Origin of the sequence: Maritimibacter sp. DP1N21-5 (assembly GCF_019218295.1) — a bacterium.
GTDB lineage: Bacteria > Pseudomonadota > Alphaproteobacteria > Rhodobacterales > Rhodobacteraceae > Maritimibacter.
Genome location: NZ_JAHUZF010000006.1, coordinates 2,075,650 through 2,092,346 on the forward strand (window position 1 = coordinate 2,075,650; position 16,697 = coordinate 2,092,346).

At 65.2% G+C, this 16,697-nt stretch carries 11 protein-coding genes; 3 read left to right on the forward strand and 8 right to left on the reverse strand.

What is annotated here, in order from left to right; all coding sequences use genetic code 11:
• Positions 1-5: 5 nt before the first annotated feature.
• Positions 6-497, forward strand: coding sequence for a response regulator transcription factor (locus KJP29_RS17790; protein WP_218464845.1), 492 nt, complete (start codon positions 6-8; stop codon positions 495-497).
• Here KJP29_RS17790 and KJP29_RS17795 read toward each other — a convergent pair.
• The 8 genes from KJP29_RS17795 to KJP29_RS17830 form a co-directional block, all read right to left on the reverse strand.
• Positions 494-4,270 (reverse strand): translocation/assembly module TamB domain-containing protein, encoded by a 3,777-nt coding sequence (locus tag KJP29_RS17795; RefSeq protein ID WP_218464846.1) that lies wholly within the window; start codon positions 4,268-4,270, stop codon positions 494-496. The two genes, KJP29_RS17790 and KJP29_RS17795, sit on opposite strands and share 4 nt — an antisense overlap.
• Positions 4,270-6,087, reverse strand: coding sequence for an autotransporter assembly complex family protein (locus KJP29_RS17800; RefSeq protein ID WP_218464847.1), 1,818 nt, complete (start codon positions 6,085-6,087; stop codon positions 4,270-4,272). The genes KJP29_RS17795 and KJP29_RS17800 overlap by 1 nt, the downstream gene beginning before the upstream one ends.
• A gap of 220 nt (positions 6,088-6,307) precedes the next feature.
• On the reverse strand, positions 6,308-7,156 hold the full coding sequence (gene nadC / locus KJP29_RS17805; RefSeq protein ID WP_218464848.1) for a carboxylating nicotinate-nucleotide diphosphorylase: 849 nt from the start codon (positions 7,154-7,156) through the stop codon (positions 6,308-6,310).
• On the reverse strand, positions 7,153-8,718 hold the full coding sequence (locus KJP29_RS17810) for an L-aspartate oxidase (RefSeq protein ID WP_218464849.1): 1,566 nt from the start codon (positions 8,716-8,718) through the stop codon (positions 7,153-7,155). Before KJP29_RS17810 ends, nadC begins: the two co-directional genes overlap by 4 nt.
• Before the next feature lie 30 nt (positions 8,719-8,748).
• Positions 8,749-9,801, reverse strand: a complete 1,053-nt coding sequence (nadA, locus tag KJP29_RS17815; RefSeq protein ID WP_218464850.1) for a quinolinate synthase NadA — start codon at positions 9,799-9,801, stop codon at positions 8,749-8,751.
• Positions 9,802-9,970: 169 nt separating this feature from the next.
• A complete protein-coding gene (locus KJP29_RS17820) occupies positions 9,971-11,341 on the reverse strand; it encodes an aspartate aminotransferase family protein (RefSeq protein WP_218464851.1) in 1,371 nt (456 codons plus the stop codon).
• Positions 11,342-11,451: 110 nt separating this feature from the next.
• The gene (locus tag KJP29_RS17825) at positions 11,452-12,927 is read right to left on the reverse strand and encodes an NAD-dependent succinate-semialdehyde dehydrogenase (protein ID WP_218464852.1); all 1,476 of its coding nucleotides are present in this window, start codon (positions 12,925-12,927) and stop codon (positions 11,452-11,454) included.
• A 101-nt stretch (positions 12,928-13,028) separates the two neighbouring features.
• Positions 13,029-13,520 (reverse strand): Lrp/AsnC family transcriptional regulator, encoded by a 492-nt coding sequence (locus tag KJP29_RS17830; RefSeq protein WP_218464853.1) that lies wholly within the window; start codon positions 13,518-13,520, stop codon positions 13,029-13,031.
• Positions 13,521-13,617: 97 nt separating this feature from the next.
• Here KJP29_RS17830 and KJP29_RS17835 point away from each other — a divergent pair, with 97 nt between their 5' ends.
• Together KJP29_RS17835 and KJP29_RS17840 are read left to right on the forward strand one after the other, a co-directional pair.
• Positions 13,618-14,802, forward strand: coding sequence for a M24 family metallopeptidase (locus tag KJP29_RS17835; RefSeq protein WP_218464854.1), 1,185 nt, complete (start codon positions 13,618-13,620; stop codon positions 14,800-14,802).
• Between the two features lie 301 nt (positions 14,803-15,103).
• Positions 15,104-16,678 (forward strand): ABC transporter substrate-binding protein, encoded by a 1,575-nt coding sequence (locus KJP29_RS17840; RefSeq protein ID WP_218464855.1) that lies wholly within the window; start codon positions 15,104-15,106, stop codon positions 16,676-16,678.
• Positions 16,679-16,697 lie beyond the last annotated feature (19 nt).

Sequence of the window (16,697 nt, forward strand, 5' to 3'; positions counted from 1 at the left end):
ATCACATGGCGAAGGACGGGGCCGCGGTCGATACGATCCTGATCGACGGCGATCTGCCCTCGGCTGCCGGTGCCGACACGTTGGCCGGCCTTGTCGAGAAACTGTCCCGGGTCCCCGTCGCGGTTCTCGTGTCTCCCGACATCGGGAGGGGATTTGCCCGCAAGCTCGCTCTGGCCGGAGCGGCAGGGATATTTCCCTCCGACATGACAGCGCATGCCCTCGGGTATTCCCTTCTTGCCATCACGCCGTCGAAGACCATCTGGATCGCGGAACTCGCCCCCCTTCCGCAGAGCGAAAGGAAGGACCGGCTATCCGAACGGGAATTCCAGGTGCTCGTGGGGATCTGCGAAGGCCTTCAGAACAAGGAAATCGCCCACGGCTTCGAGATTCAGGAAGTCACGGTGAAGATGCACGTGCGGTCAATCATTCGCAAACTGGGGGCCCGCAATCGCACCCATGCGGCGATGATCGCGATCGACCGCGGCCTGATCGGTTAATAATCTCTTTCGAAATATATCCCCAGCGTGGTGTTCCCGTCGGTCCCGACCGAGCCTCGCGCGGTCAGATTCGGCGTCAGATCAAGGTTGATGTTCACCTCGGCTGTGCCGTCCGCGCCGACTTCGACCCCGGTATAGACGTTCTCGGAGATATAGGTCCCGGCCCGCACCGCGAGCGCTCCGTCATCGTTGGTCCCGACGTCCAGATCGGACAGCGAGAAACCTTGACGCAGGTTCCCGATCACGCCCGCGCCCGAGCGCCCCGACAGCGTGGCGACGCCGTTGGCCAGGCGCAGCGCCTGCAATGGCGAAATGTCGGCGACGGAGCGACCGAAGATCAGCCGGGACAGGATCTCGTCCTCGGGCAGGTCAGGCGTCGAGGCGAAGGTCACATCGGGGCTGGTGGCAAAGCCTTCGAGGATGATCTGGATCGACACCTCGTCCACCGTCGTCTGGGCCACCACGCGGATGTAAGGATTGAAGTCGCCCTGCAGGGTCGCCGAGGCCTCGGTCAGGTCGAGCCGGTTCCCCAGAAGCTGGAGCCGGCCCCGGATGAGTGACAATGCTCCTTGTGGCACGACATTCTGCGTCGTGCCACCGATCCGGAGCTGGCCACCGAGTTCGGCATCGAGCCCGCGGCCCCTGATGAACACCTGATTGGGCGCGTTGAGCGTGATGTCGAGGTTGTAGGACGCCCCGCCTCCACTGCCCGACGCGGTGTCGAGCTTGTTCGCCCGCGCCCGCGTCGCCCGCACGGCGGCGGGTTCGTTCACATGGCGCAGGCCCTCGAGGTCTCCGGCCACGCCGAAGCCCGAGGAGGGAATTCGGATTTCCACGGTGCCGGCACTGATCGTGCCTGCGATTGTCGCCCCGCCGGTGAGCGGCCCGGAGACGGTCAGTTGCCCCGAAATCGCGGTGTCGTAAAGCGCAGGGTCGGTCAGACCCACGTTCTGAAGTCGCACGACCAGATCGCCCGAATAACCGTTCGACAAAGACACCGGCCCCGCGACTTCGATCCGGCCGCCGGAGGACACGGCGGCCGCCGCTTCGACCCTTGCGCTGCCGTTGCCGAGGGTGACGTTCACCGCGAGGCCCTGGAGCGCAACCCGGAGGTTGGGCAGCGCCACGTTCGACGCGGGCACGTTCACCGACCCCGACAGCGAGGTCAGCGCAAGCGGGCCGTTCAGCCCCAGTTCGAAGCGCGCCATCCCGTCGATGGTATTGGGCGAGATGAAACTATTGGCCAAAGCGAGCGGTGCGGTGCCGTCGATCGACAGGTTCGCGGTCGACACATCCGAGGCGACGGTTCCGTTTACGGCCACGGTCATCCCGCCGGGTCCGGTGCCCGAAATGTCCACGCTGTAGTTGTCGGCACTCAGAACCGCCTCGCCGCTGGCGCTGAAGGCGCCGGGAAGTCCCGGGACGAGGATCCCCACGTTGTTCAGTCGCGCGTCGAAATCCACCGTCGACGTGCCACCAGCGGAATTGCCCGTCGCGTTCACGCTAAGTTCGGGGGTGGTCGCGACCAGCCGGTTCACGATGATCGTTCCGTCCGCGTCGCGCGCGATATCGAAATCGACCGACGAGGCCCCACCGATGAGTCGGTCCACCTCACCCATTCCAAGGCCAAGGTTCGCGCCCTTGGCGGATCCGGTCACCGCGACGGCCTGTGTCCTGAGGTCGCCCGAGGCATTCGCGACAAAGTCGAGACCGCCCGAGAGGTCTTGACCCGCCAACCCTGAATAGGGCGCGAGGTTCGTGAGCGCCGCGACCACATCCGCGGTCACCGGACCGATCCCGTCGCGGGTGTTCTCCGCCGTCGCCTGTATCGTCGCATCGAGGCCCCCGGGACCGGTCGCGGTGGCATCGACGGCCCAGGTCCGGCCGGTCTGCACCGCGCTGCCCACCAGAAGGACCTGCCCGGTCAGCCTCGGATCGACCCGGCTGGCGTCCGGCAGGTCGATACGGGCCTCGACGCGGCTCCCGTCGCTGCGAAGTTCGCCCGAAACGTCGGCCCCTACGCCCGGCGCAGCGAGGGTGAAGCGGCTGATCCTTGTGCGCTCCTGATCCCGGTCCACCGCTATGGCCAGCGTCGACCTGCCATTGAGCAGCCCGTCAAGAATTTCGATTCCGAGGTCGAGGTCCCGCGTTTCGCCTTCGATGATCAGATCGAAGGGCCCCCCGGGCACGGCGACATTGCCTGCGATCCCAAGGTCGGCCGCGCCGGCAAGCTCGAGGTTTGCGAGCGGTGCGAACCGGGCAAGGTCGCCCGCCTGCAACCGCAGATCGAGGTCCGCCAGCAGGTCCAGCTTCTCGACATCCGTATCGAGTGTCACGTCGCCCGTCAGACCGTAGTCCGGCCCCGCGATGGCCACATCGGTGAAGCGGAAGGGCGAATTGTCGCCCTTCGCGATCCGGAAGCTCCCGTTGATCGCACCACCGATCACCTCGGTCAGCACCTCGTCGGCAAGCGCGATGCCGCCCGCCGAAACCGACACGTTGCCGTTCACGCTGGGACGCGCCTCGCCGCCGCCGGGCGACAACCGACCGGCTCCCGCGACCGACAGGGACTCGAGTTGGTTCCCGTCGCGCTCGAAGCCCGACACCTCGGCCGAACCGGTCCAGCGTTCGCCACGCAGCACGTCATAGTCGAACCTCACACGGGCGGCGTCGACATAGGTCTCGGCGCCGGACAGGGGCAGAAGGACCGGGCTGCCGTCCGCCTTGACAAGATCGCCGACAAGGTTCGCGCGTTCCGGCCAACCGCGCGCGTTCACCGCGACGTTGCCCGAAAGCTCCAGAACCTCGGTCTTGACGAATAGATCCCGGATGCGGGTCGTGCCATTCGGGAAACGTGCGCCTTCGGCATGGAGAACCGAGGACTCCCCGAAGAAGTCGCGATACTGCTCGTCGAATAGCGGCCGCAGGTCGCCCGAAAGGTCGGCCGCAAAGCCAGTGCGCCGTCGGGTTTCGCCGCCCTGCTGTTCCTCGATCTGTTCGATGCTGACCTGCCCCGCGACCCGCTGCTGGCCCTCCGTCGCCAGGATGATGTTGGCGGTGAAATCGGACAGCGGATCGTTGCCTTCGACGGTCAGGTCGATATCGGGCTCACCGGGGAGGCCGATCAGGGTGGCGGCGATGCCGCCGGGCCCTTCGTGAAGCGCGAGATCGAGCGCGAGCACGCGGGTTTCGTTGGAATAGCTCACATCGAGCGCAAGCTCGCCTTCACTTCCATCCGTTCGGGTAACGCCGATCTGCGCCTCGCCCGCACCGTTCGCGAGGTTGCCGGACCCTTCGAGCGTGAATTCGACCTCTTCGCCCAGGATCGGCTCACCCAGAATGACCCGTTCCGCCGCGATACGCCCGATGTCGATGGAGACCGGAAGATCCGGCAGCGTGAAGTCCGAGGCCTCAGCAGAAGGACCACTGTCGGTCTGCGGCAGGCGGCTGACGTCAATCTCCGTCGCGGCGAGTTCTCGCACCTCGAACCGACCGGCGAGCACCGCCGCGCGGTTCCAGTTCAGCGTGACCCCCGCCAGACGCAGCCAGACGCCATCCTCGTCGGCAAATGTCATCTCGGCCATGGTCGCTTCCCGCGACAGCGCGCCGGAAAACCCCGTAACGGTGACCTGTGTCCCCGCACTCGACAGCGTGTCCTGCAGGAAACGCTCGATGCGCGACTTGTCCTCGGCTTCCTGCGTGGTTTCTTCCTGAGCCAGAGCGGTCAGGGGCAGAACGGTGAGCAGGGCGAGAAGGGAGAGGAACCGGCGCATCAGAAGCTTTGCCCGATGCCGACATAAATCTGGATCTTGCGGAAAAACGACGTGGCGGGCGGCCCGTTGGTCACAGGAATGCCAACGTCGAGCCGTATGGGCCCAAGCCCGGTATCATAGCGCACGCCGATTCCGGCCCCCGAGTGCCACGCGTTGTTCGCATCGAAAAAGCTCGTCGCGCCAAGGTAGCCGACATCGAAGAACCCCACGACGCCGATCTTGTCGGTAACACCGTAGCGCGCTTCGAACTGTCCGCCGACGAACGCCTGCCCGCCAATCCGCTGGCCGCCGCCCGCCGGGAACGAAAGCGACTGGTAGGGCTGGCCACGCACGGTGCCGCCGCCGCCGGAATAGAACAGGTATTCCGGATGCGTGTTGGCCGGGCTCGGCCCGATCACCGTGCCGGCCACAGCCCGCGCCGCGAGGACGAAATTGTCGTCTTCGACGAACCCCCGGTAGATACGCGCGTCAACCGTCGCCCAGCCGCCGGGGCCGTTGGTGAAGTCGAAGAACGGCTCCACTTCCCCCGCGAGATAGAAACCCCGCTTGGCGTCGAGCGGATCGTCGCGCCGGTCCCAGGTGAGTGTCGCGGGCAACCGGACGATCGAGAAGTTGCGCGTGCCCTGACTGTCGGTCACGCGGCTGAACATGTAGCCTGCGCCGATGGTGCCGGTGAGCGTGTCGGAGAAATACCGCGTCACACCGGCCTCGCCTGCCGCCTGCCAGGCCGTGAAGGTCGGCTCGCGCAGCATGTCGGCCGTTGCAAGGATATAGGCGTCGTTGTCGGTCCCGAAGGCCGCCGGCACATCGAGCCGCGCGGCGAGTTCGACGTCCAGATTGCCAAGCCCCGGCGTGATCCCCGAGAGCGAGGCATCGAAGCGGAAGCGTTCTGCCCCACCAAGCAGGTTGCGGTGCATCCAGTAGCCCGAGACCCCGACGCCTTCGAGCGAGGAGACCTCGGCACCGAAGCCGTAGCGGCGCGGCGCCATGTCGTCGAGGGACAGGAGGATCGGCATCGTATCGCCGGGACCGAGCGGCCCTTCCTCCATCGCAACGGACGCGAAAGCCCCGGTGCGGCGCAGCCGCTCCGCCGCGCGCTCCAGTTCGGAGGGCGAAAAGACCTCGCCCGTCGGCAACCCCGCGATGCGCTGGATCCGATCCGATCGCACGTAGCTGGGCGTCACCTGCCGAAGCTGACCGAAGCGCACGAGGGGGCCGGGGTCGATCCAGATCCGCGCGCGCAGACGGGCGGTCGCATGGTTCGCCGCGAGGTCCTGATCCGACACTTCGGCCTTGGCCCGGCCAGCCTCACGCCAGTCGTCGACCGCCTGTTGCGCCGCATCGCGGATCACGCTCGCCCGCGCGACCTCGCCCGCCGCGTATCCGTCGGCTTGAACCGATCCGCGCGGCAGGGGTTGCACGATGGCTTCGGAGAAGAAGAACTGACGTCCCGGGTTCACCGACACGTCGATGCGCCGGACCTGACGCGGCAGGTCATAGGTCGCAAGCGTGGCCGCCTCGACCCCGTCCACGCGCACATTGATCACACCACCGTAGTAGCCTTCGGCATAAAGCGTGTTGAGGAGACGCTCGTATTCGGCCAGCGAGGTCGCGACCAGATCGCGCGCATCGGTCCGCTCTTCCGCCTCGGAGGCCAGAAGGAGCGAGGCGCCGCGCAGCGTTTCCTCGAGGTCCTCGTCGCCGCCGGCGACGGTGAAATTCAATTGATCCAATGCCTTGGCCGGAACCGGGCCGAGGGCGAGAACTGCGGCCAGAAAGGCTGGCCGCAAACCGTTGAACTGAAATATGAGCCCCATCTAGGCGCGGATCCCCAGGTTCGCGTTGCTCGAATTGCCACCAAGGGTAGCGGCATGCGGACGCAGGTGCCACCGCATTCTGACAACGCGTCTCATTTGTGAACGGTTCCGCCGACGAGGGCTCTCGCCCCGCGCTGCGCGCGGGGCGACCGGTGTGGGGGGCGCTGCCCCCCACACCCCCCGGGATATTTATGGACCAGAGAAGTGGACGGGGGTCGGCCTAGAAATCCAGCCCTAGGTCGAGCGTCTTGGCCGAGTGGGTGAGAGCGCCGGACGAGATGTAATCGACGCCAGTGGCGGCAACCTCGGCGACGCGACCCAGCTTCATGTTGCCGGAGGCTTCGAGGACAACCTTGCCAGCGGTCAGCTCCACGGCTTTGGCGAGCATGGGCGTGTCCATGTTGTCCAACAGGACGTTATCGGCGCCGCCGACGTCCAGCACGATGGCCAGTTGTTCGAGGGTGTCGACCTCGATCTCGACCTTCATCATATGCGACGCAACGGCCTGCGCGGCTTCCAGCACCGCCTTCACGCCGCCCGCCGCTGCGATGTGGTTGTCCTTGATCAGGATGGCGTCCGACAGCGAATAGCGGTGGTTGAAGCCGCCGCCGTGGAGGACCGCTTGTTTCTCGACCAGCCGCAGACCCGGCGTGGTCTTGCGCGTGCAGGTGATGCGCGTCGCGGTGCCCTTGGTTTCGGCCACGAAAGCGGCTGTCAGCGTGGCGATGCCCGAGAGTCGCCCCGCGAAATTGAGCGCGACCCGTTCACCCGAGAGGATCGAGGCCGCCCGCCCCCGGATGCGCATGAGCGTCGTGCCGGGAAGGACCGGGGTGCCATCAGGCACCAGCGTCTCGATCTCGAGCGCCGGGTCGACGAGGCGAAAGGCGATCTCGGCCACCTGCATGCCCGACACCACCCCGGGCTCGCGGGCGTTGATCGCCGCGTCATAGGTTGTGGCCGGCGGGATCACCGCGCGGGTCGTGACGTCGCCATAGGTCCCCAGATCCTCCATGAGCGCGGCGCGGATCATGGGTTCTAAAATGAGGTCGGGGAGCGTGGAAAAACTCATGCCATCTCCTTGGCAACGTGGTCGCGGATCGCCATGGCCTCGGCCAGCGTGATCTTGGTCCGGGCCGCCATGGCCGGGTCGGGGTTCGGGAAATCGTCGCGGAAATGCCCACCCCGGCTTTCTTCGCGCTGGAGCGCAGCGGCGGCGATGAGCGTCGCCGTGGCCGTCATGTTGCGCATGGTCTCAGACCGGGACGCAGCTTCGAGGTCGTCGATGATCTTCAGGGCCTCGCGCAGCCCGGTTCGGGTGCGGCGCACGCCGACCTTGGCCGTCATCGTGTTCCGAAGGTCCTGAACCGCGGCCTCGTCCACGTCTTCTCCCCCCTTGGGAAACTGAATCTCGAGCTCCGGCGCCGAGGGGACAGCTTCCAGCGTGGCGGCCATATCCTCGGCCGCCTTCTTGCCATAGACGAGCGCTTCGAGGAGCCCGTTGGACGCAAGCCGGTTCGCTCCGTGAAGCCCGGTCGACGAGGCTTCGCCGCAGACCCAGAGCCGGTCGAGCGACGAACGTCCGTGATCGTCCGTGTCCACCCCGCCCATGTGGTAATGCGCGGCGACCGCGACCGGGATCGGGTTTGCCACCGGGTCGAAGCCTGCGCGCACGCAGGCCTCGGCCACCGCCGGGAACCGCGTCAGCACCTCGTCGCCCAGCGCGTCGCGTGTGTCGAGCATCGGGCGCTTGCCGGCCTGCGATTGCTTGAAGATCGCACGGGCCACGATGTCGCGCGGCGCAAGCTCGGCGTCGGGGTGCTCTTCGAGCATGAAGCGCTCGCCGTCCTTGTTGACGAGGGTCGCCCCTTCGCCCCGGAGCGCCTCGGTCGCGAGCGGCATCGGGTCTTCGCCCATGTCGATGGCGGTCGGGTGGAACTGGACGAACTCGGGATCGGCGATGACCGCACCGGCCCGCGCCGCGAAGCCGATCACCTGCCCCCGGATACGCGGCGGGTTCGTCGTATGAGCATAGAGCCCGCCGGACCCGCCACCTGCGAGCAATACGGCGGGCGTTTCGATCAGTACGGGGCCGGAGGCGGGATCGGTGTGGCGCACCCAGACGCCGGTGACGCGGTTTCCTTCGGTCTGCAGACCGGTTGCCAGCGCGCTCTCGATCACTTGGACCGAGGGTGTCGCACGGACCTTGGCGACCAGCGTTTCCATGATCTGCTTGCCGGCCTGATCGCCCTTGACCCGGACCACGCGGGCAGTGGAATGGGCGGCCTCGCGGCTCATCACGTAGCCGCCTTCCGGCGTGCGGTCGAAAGGCGTGCCAAGGTCGGTGAGGTCGAGGATGTGTTCGGCGGCATGGCTCGTAACCATCGCGGCGACCTGCGCATCGACCGTCCCCGCGCCCGCGGTCACGGTATCGGCGGCATGGGCGGCAGGGCTGTCGGTGGCCGCCATGGCCGCCGCCACACCGCCCTGCGCCCAGGCCGACGAAGCGCCTTCACCCAGGCGTTCGGGCGAAATCATCACCACGGGCCTCGGCGCGAGCGAAAGCGCCGCATAGAGCGCGCCCAGACCTGCGCCCACGATGACCACACGGTCCGTCTTCACACTGGCGGCCATGCGCCCCTCCCTCGTTCCCCCGAAGGGCGCCTAGATGCCCAGCTTTCTGGACAGGTCGATCATCCGTTCGACCGCGACCCGCGCCTTTTCCGCCACGACCGGGTCCACATGGACCTCGGCCTCGCCGGCGTGAAGTGACCAAAGGATCTTCTCCAGTGTGATCTTCTTCATGTAGGGGCACATGTTGCAGGGGCCGACGAAATCCACCTCGGGCAACTCGTCGGAGATGTTCGACGCCATGGAGCATTCGGTGACGAGAAGCGCCTGCTTCGGTTTGCGCTCGCGCACGAAGTTGATGATGCCGCTGGTCGATCCCGCGAAGTCGCTTTCGTCCACGACCTCCGGCGGGCACTCGGGGTGCGCGATGATCGTTGTGTCGGGGTTCCACTTGCGGTAGTCGCGCAGGTCCTGCGCCGTGAAGCGTTCATGGACCACGCAGGAGCCGTTCCACCAGACGATGGTCTTCTCGGGCACCTGCCGCGCAACGTTCTGTGCGAGGTATTGGTCGGGGGCCATGATGACCGTTTCCTCGGGCAGCGCGCGCACGATGGCGGCGGCGTTGGACGAGGTGCAGCAGATGTCCGAGGCGGCTTTTTCCTCGGCGGTGGTGTTCACATAGGTGACGACGGGGGCGCCCGGGTATTTTGCACGCATCTCGGCAATGCCCGCCGCCCCGATCGAATTGGCCAGCGAACAGCCCGCTTCCATGTCCGGGATCAGCACGCGCTTGGCCGGGTTCAGGATCTTCGAAGTCTCGGCCATGAAATGCACGCCGCATTGCACGATGGTGTCGGCCTCGACCTCGGTCGCCTTGATGGCGAGCTGGAGGCTGTCGCCCACGAAATCCGCGACCCCGTGGTAGATGTCGGGCGTCATGTAGTTATGCGCGAGGATGACCGCGTTCTTCTCTTTCTTGAGACGGTTGATCGCGGCGACATAGGGCGCGGCGCGGACCCAGTCCGGCGGTGCCACAACCCGGTCCATGTTCGCGTAGAGGTCCTTCATTTCCTCCGCGAGCTCCGGGTTCGGCGCGAGGTCATAGGCCTCGGCCAGTTCGTGCCGCATGGTGCGAAAATCGAGCATGTCGCCCCCCATCATTACGACCCCTGTCCGGGTCATATCGGCCCGTTCAATCAGGTTGCCCGCAAAGCTGCAAGATAAACCGTTGTTTTCGCGGGCAATTGGGTCTGAATTGCTGACCTTTATGTGGGGGTTCGGGGCCGGTTTTCAAGTCCGGCCCCGCAGGTGTCGCCTATCCCAGAACGGTTTGAACCGCCTTGGCGGTTTTCTGGGCGATCTCGTCGGCCTCTGCTTCGGTCAGGCAGAAGGGCGGCGCGAAACCGAGGATATCGCCCTGCGGCATGGCGCGTCCGATGACACCCTCTTTCAGGAGCGCGGCCGCCACGTTCGGCCCGACCTTTTCGCTGGCGTCGAAAAACGTCCGCGTTTCCGGGTCCTTCACGAATTCGACCGCGCAGAGCAGCCCCTCACCCCGCACGTCGCCGACATGTGGGTGATCGCCCAGCACCGATTTCAGCGCAGCCTTGAAATAGGCGCCGACCTTTCCGGCGTTCTCGACCAGGTTGAGTTTGTCGATGAGCTCGAGGTTCGCAACCCCCGCCGCCGCCCCGATAGGATGCGCGGAATAGGTCCAGCCGTGGCCGATGGGGCCGTTTTCACCCGTGCCCTGCTCCAGAACCTTCCACATCTTGTCCGACACGATCGACCCCGACAGCGGCGCGTAAGCCGAGGTCAGACCCTTGGCGATGGTGATGAGGTCGGGCTTCATCCCGTAGTGGTCCGAACCGAACATGGAGCCCAACCGCCCGAAACCGGTGACGACCTCATCCGCGATGAGCAGGATGTCGTGCTTGTCGAGCACGGTCTGGATCGCGGCCCAGTAGCCTTCGGGCGGTGGAACCAGCCCCCCGGTGCCCAGCGCGGGCTCGCCGATGAAGGCCGCGATCTTGTCCGCCCCTTCCCGCGCAATGAGCGCCTCAAGTTCCTCCACGCAATGCGCCACGAAATCCGCCTCGGTCATGTCGTGGTTCGGACGGCGATAGTAATAGGGTGCCTCGGTGTGGATCACCTGGGACAGAGGCAGGTCGAATTTCTTGTGGAACAGCTCGAGCCCGGTCAGCGACCCGGTCATCAGGCCCGAGCCGTGATAGCCGCGCCAGCGCGAAATGATCTTCTTCTTCTCGGGGCGTCCGAGGATGTTGTTGTAATACCAGACGAGCTTGATATTCGTCTCGTTCGCGTCCGACCCGGAAAGCCCGAAGTAAACCTTCGACATATGTTTCGGCGCACGGTCGAGCACCATCTTGGCAAGCGTGATGGAGGCTTCGGTGCCATGCCCGACATAGGCGTGGTAGTAGGCCAGTTCCTTCGCCTGTTTCGCGATCGCCTCGGTGATCTCCGGCCGGCCGTAGCCCACGTTCACGCAATAAAGCCCGGCAAAGGCGTCGAGCAGGCGGTTGCCGTCGCGGTCGGTGATGTGCACACCTTCGCCGCCCGTGATGATCCGGTTCGGCGCATCGCCCCGGGCGAAGTCGGCGAGATGGGTCGAGGGATGGAAGAAATTCTCGCGGTCCCAGCGGTCGAGTTGGTCGTTGTTGAGCATTGTCTTGTCCTGTTTGTTGTCCTGACCTGCGTAATGCAGGCTTGTCCTTTTCAAATATTATCGCCGCATTCTTGGGTGTCAGAGCTGGCTTTCCTTGTCGTGATCCAACATCACGCCCAATCGCGGCAGACGTATTTGATCTCCATGAACTCCTCCATGCCGCGCCGCGCGCCTTCCCGCCCCAGCCCCGACTGCTTGGTCCCGCCGAAGGGGATCGGCGCGCCAGTGACCTTGGTGCGGTTCACGGCGACCATGCCGTATTGGAGCGCACGGCTCAGCCGGTAGATCCGGCGCGGATCGGTGGCGTGGACGTAAGCGACAAGCCCGTATTCCGTGTCGTTCGCGCGCATCACGACTTCCTCTTCCGTGTCGAAGGGCGTGATCGCGGCCACAGGACCGAAGGTTTCCTCCCGCATAATCGCCGCCGTGTCCGGCACGTCCCGAAGGACCGTCGGCGCATAGAAGAGGTCCCCCTGCGCCAACCGCTTGCCGCCAATCACCAGCTTCGCGCCCTCCTCGAGCGCGTCGGCCACATGCTCCTCCTGCTTCTCCACGGCGCGCGCGTTCATCAGCGGGCCGATGTCCGGGTCGTCCATGCCCCGCCCGACGGTGAGCGCCTTGGTCGCCTCGGTGAACTTCGCCACGAAGCTGTCGTAGACGGAGCGTTCGACATAGATCCGGTTCGCTCCCAGACAATCCTGCCCCGAGGTCGCCCATTTGGCTTTCATGACCTCGACGACCGCCTCGTCCAGATCGGCATCGGCAAAGACGATCACCGGCGCATGGCCGCCCAGTTCCATGACGAGTTTCTTCACCGTGCCGGCGCACTGACCATAAAGAAGCCGCCCGACCTCGGTCGAGCCGGTGAAGGACAGCGCCCGCACTCGGGTGTCCTGCGTCCAAGGTTCGACCACCGTGGGCGCATGACCCGTGACCACGTTGAACACGCCCGCCGGCACACCGGCACGCTCGGCCAGTTCCGCGAGCGCCAGCGCGGAGAACGGCGTCTCGTGGCTGGGGTGTGCGACCACGGTCGCGCCGGCCGCCAATGCCGCCGCTGCCTTGCGGGTCAGCATGGCCGCCGGGAAATTCCATGGCGTGATCAGCGCGACAACGCCCACGGGCTCCAGCCAAAGCTCGACTTCGGCGTCGTGCAGATGCGAGGTCACGCCCTCGATGTTCGGGCGCTTGGCTTCCTCGGCATAGAACTCCACGAAAGAGGCGGCATAGTCGATCTCGCCCCGCGCCTCGGAAATCGGCTTGCCCTGTTCGAGCACCATGATCCGGGCGAGGTCTTCCTTGTGCATGAGCATCAGGTCGAACCAGCGCCGCAGAATGGCGGAGCGTTCCTGTGGCAGCATCATCGACCAGCCCGCAAAAGCGGCCTGCGCCGCATCCACGGCGCCGGTTGCGTCCGACGCGTTCATCTGGGCCACCTCGCCCAGAAAGGCGCCGGTCGCGGGGTCGGTGACGTTGAACGTCGCCCCATCACTCGCCGCGCACCACTTGCCTCCGATATAGGCGAAGCTCCGCAAGAGCCGCTTGTCGGTTATGTCCACCTTGGACGGGATCGCCGTGTCGAGCATGTCGTCGCCTCCTGTTCGCTGGGTCCAGAATGACGGCTGAACAAGGAAGGCGAGGCCGAAAATGACCGCCGCCGGAGAATATTCCTCTCCCCGCCGTGACCTTACGAAGAGGAATCCTCTCCCGCGATCAGCCCGAGCGGCGGCACACCACCGCCCTTGACCGGCTTCGTCACGATGTAGGTGAAGTAGCGCGCGAGCCCAATCCGTGCGTCCAGCATCGCGTCGATCAGACGTTGATAGGCGTCGATATCCGTCGTCACGACCTGGCAGAGGTAATCGAAGCCCCCACCCAACGCCCAGCAGTTGACCACCTCGTCATAGCGCCCCACGGCATCTTCGAAGATGCGAAAGGTCGCCGCCGTGTGATCCGCCAGTTCGCAGGCCACAAAGACCGTCACAGAGGGCCCCAGCTTGCGCAGGTCGAAGCGCGCGCCGTAGCCCGCGATGACGCCGGCCTTCTCAAGCCGTTTCAGCCGGTTCCAGCAGGGCGTCGGCGACAGCCCTACGGCGTCGGCGAGCGCCGCCTTGGTGATCCGCCCGTCACGGGCGAGCACCTTCAGGATCGCGAGGTCAGTCTTGTCGAGCGCATGCATGCTATCCTTGTAGGGCCGCGCCCGGACCTGGGAAAGCCCATTGAAGTCAGGAAGTTTTCCAGCCACCGTCACCAAAGCACCAGAGCCGGAGGCCGCCATGCCCATCGAACACGCCCATTTCACTCAAGCCGAGTTTGACCGCCGCATCGCGCTCACCCGCGCGTCGATGGAAGCCGCCGGAATCGACGTGCTCTTCATCACGAACCCGTCGAACATGAACTACCTCACCGGCTATGACGGCTGGTCTTTCTATGTCCACCAGGGCGTGATCCTGACGATGGAGGGCGACCCGATCTGGTGGGGGCGTCTGATGGACGGCAACGGCGCGCGGCGCACGGTCTGGATGGAAGACGACCACATCATCACCTACGCCGACCGCTATATTCAGGCCTCCGACATTCACCCGATGGAGGATCTCGCGTCGCACCTGCGCATCATGGGGTTCGGCGACCAGCGTATCGGCGTCGAGATGGAGACCTATTTCTTCACCGCCCGCGCCTTTGCCGTTCTGGCCGAGGGGCTGCCGGATGCGACCATGGTCGACGCGACGACGCTCGTGAACTGGGTGCGGCTTATCAAGTCGGACGAAGAGCTTCGCTTCATGCGCCGCGCCGCCCGGATTTCCGAGCTTGTCATTGGCCGCGCCATGGAGCTGGCCGAGCCCGGCATGAAGAAACACGACCTGGTGGGCGAGCTTTACAAGACCTCGGTGCAGGGCGAAGAGGACAGTTGGGGCGACTACCCGGCCATCGTGCCCATGGTGCCCTCGGGCATCGACGCCACAGCACCTCATCTGACGTGGAACGGCGAGGCCCTGAAGAAGAACGAGGCGACCTTCATCGAGCAATCCGGCTGCTACCGCCGTTATCACGCGCCGCTCTGCCGCTCGATCTATTTCGGCAAGCCGCCCAAGCACATGACCGACGCGGCAGAGGCACTGACCGCCGGCCTCAATGCCGGGATCGAGGTCGCCCGTGCCGGCAACCGCGCCTGTGACATCGCGCGGGCGCTGGACGTGGAGCTTCTGAAGGTCGGCATCGAACGTCCCGCGCGCTGCGGCTATGCCGTGGGCCTGTCCTATCCGCCGGACTGGGGCGAACACACCGTCAGCCTGCGCGCCTTCGACGAAACCGTGCTCGAACCCGGCATGACCTTCCACTTCATGCCGGGCCTCTGGATGGACGACTGGGGGATCGAGACGACCGAGACCATCCTTATCACCGAGGACGGGCCGGCCGAGCCCCTGTGCAACGTCGAACGCAAGCTCTTCATCAAGGACTGAGGGCCGGCACCACACGATCCAGGCGGCCCCGACGGGCCGCCAATTTCCCCAATTTAACCATATAGATATCCCCGTCGCACGCACCTTTGACCGACCGATAAAAGTTTCCGTCGCGAAAGGGTTGCAATGCGCGCCTGATGCGTCCAAGAATTTGATCATAAGGGGCGCAAGACCCCGACTGACAGGGAGAACGATTTTCGGCCCGCCGCGAGGCGGGCGGTCGCCGTTATGGCGCCGCCGGGCCGGGACACTCCCGAGGCAAGACGCCATCCGAGCCCAGAGACCCAAAAGGGAGTATTTCATGTCTCTTATCAAAACGCTGAAAGCCGCCGGGGTCATGGCCCTACTGGCCGGCACCGCCTCGGCACAATCGACGCTAGTCTATTGCTCCGAAGGTTCGCCCGAAGGCTTCGACCCCGCGCTCTACACGGCCGGCACCACCTTCGACGCCTCGTCGCATCCGGTCTACAACCGCCTCGTCGAGTTCGAAGTCGGCACCACCAACGTCATTCCGGGCCTCGCGGAAAGCTGGGAAACTTCGGAAGACGGCATGGAAGTGACCTTCACCCTGCGTCCGGGCGTGAAGTTCCACACCACTGACTATTTCACGCCAACGCGCGATTTCAACGCCGACGACGTGATCTATACGTTCGAACGCCAGATGGTCGCCGACACCGGCCCCTGGGAATATTTCGAAGGCATGTCGATGCCCGACCTGATCTCGTCCATCGAGAAGGTCGACGACATGACGGTCAAGTTCGTCCTGACCCGCCCCGAAGCGCCCTTCGTCGCCAACCTCGCGATGGACTTCGCCTCGATCCAGTCGGCTGAATACGCTGCCGCGATGGACGAAGCCGGCACGCCCGAGATGCTGAACCAGCAACCCATCGGCACCGGTCCCTTCACCTTCGTCGCCTACCAGAAGGACGCCGTGATCCGTTACGCCAAGAACCAGGAATACTGGAACGAAGGCCTGCCGAAGGTCGACAACCTCGTCTTCGCAATCACGCCCGATGCCTCGGTCCGCTACCAGAAGCTCACCGCGGGCGAATGCCACGTGATGCCCTATCCGAACCCCGCCGACATTCAGGCGATGAAGGATGACGAGAACATCAACGTGATGGAGCAGGAAGGCCTCAACGTCGGCTACCTCGCCTACAACACGCAGCAGGCACCCTTCGACAACCCGGATGTGCGCAAGGCGCTCAACATGGCGATCGACAAACAGGCGATCATCGACGTGGTGTTCCAGGGCTCGGGTCAGGCGGCCAAGAACCCGATCCCGCCGACCATGTGGTCCTACAACGACGCGGTCGAGGACGACGCCTATGATCCGGAAGCCGCCAAGGCCATGCTGGAAGAGGCCGGTGTCACCGACTTGTCCATGAAGATCTGGGCCATGCCGGTGCAGCGTCCCTACAACCCCAACGCCCGCCGCATGGCCGAGCTGATCCAGGAGGATTTCTCGCAGGTTGGCGTCGAGGTCGAGATCGTGTCCTACGAATGGGGCGAATACCTCGAACGCTCCTCGGCCGTGGATCGTGACGGTGCCGTTCTGCTGGGCTGGACCGGCGACAACGGCGACCCGGACAACTTCCTCGCCGTGCTCCTCGGCTGTGACGGTGTTGGCGGCTCGAACCGCGCCCAGTGGTGCTATGAGCCCTTCCAGGAAGTGATCGAAGAGGCCAAGGTCCTTCCGACGCAGGAAGAGCGCGCGCCGCTTTACGAAGAGGCTCAGGTCATCTTCAAGGAGCAAGCGCCCTGGGCCACGATCGCGCATTCGGTCGTCTTCATGCCGATGCGTCCCGAGGTCGAAGGCTACAAGGTGCACCCGCTCGGCGGCCACATCTTCACCGAAGTGTCCATCGCGGAATAAACACATCGGTCGGGGCCGC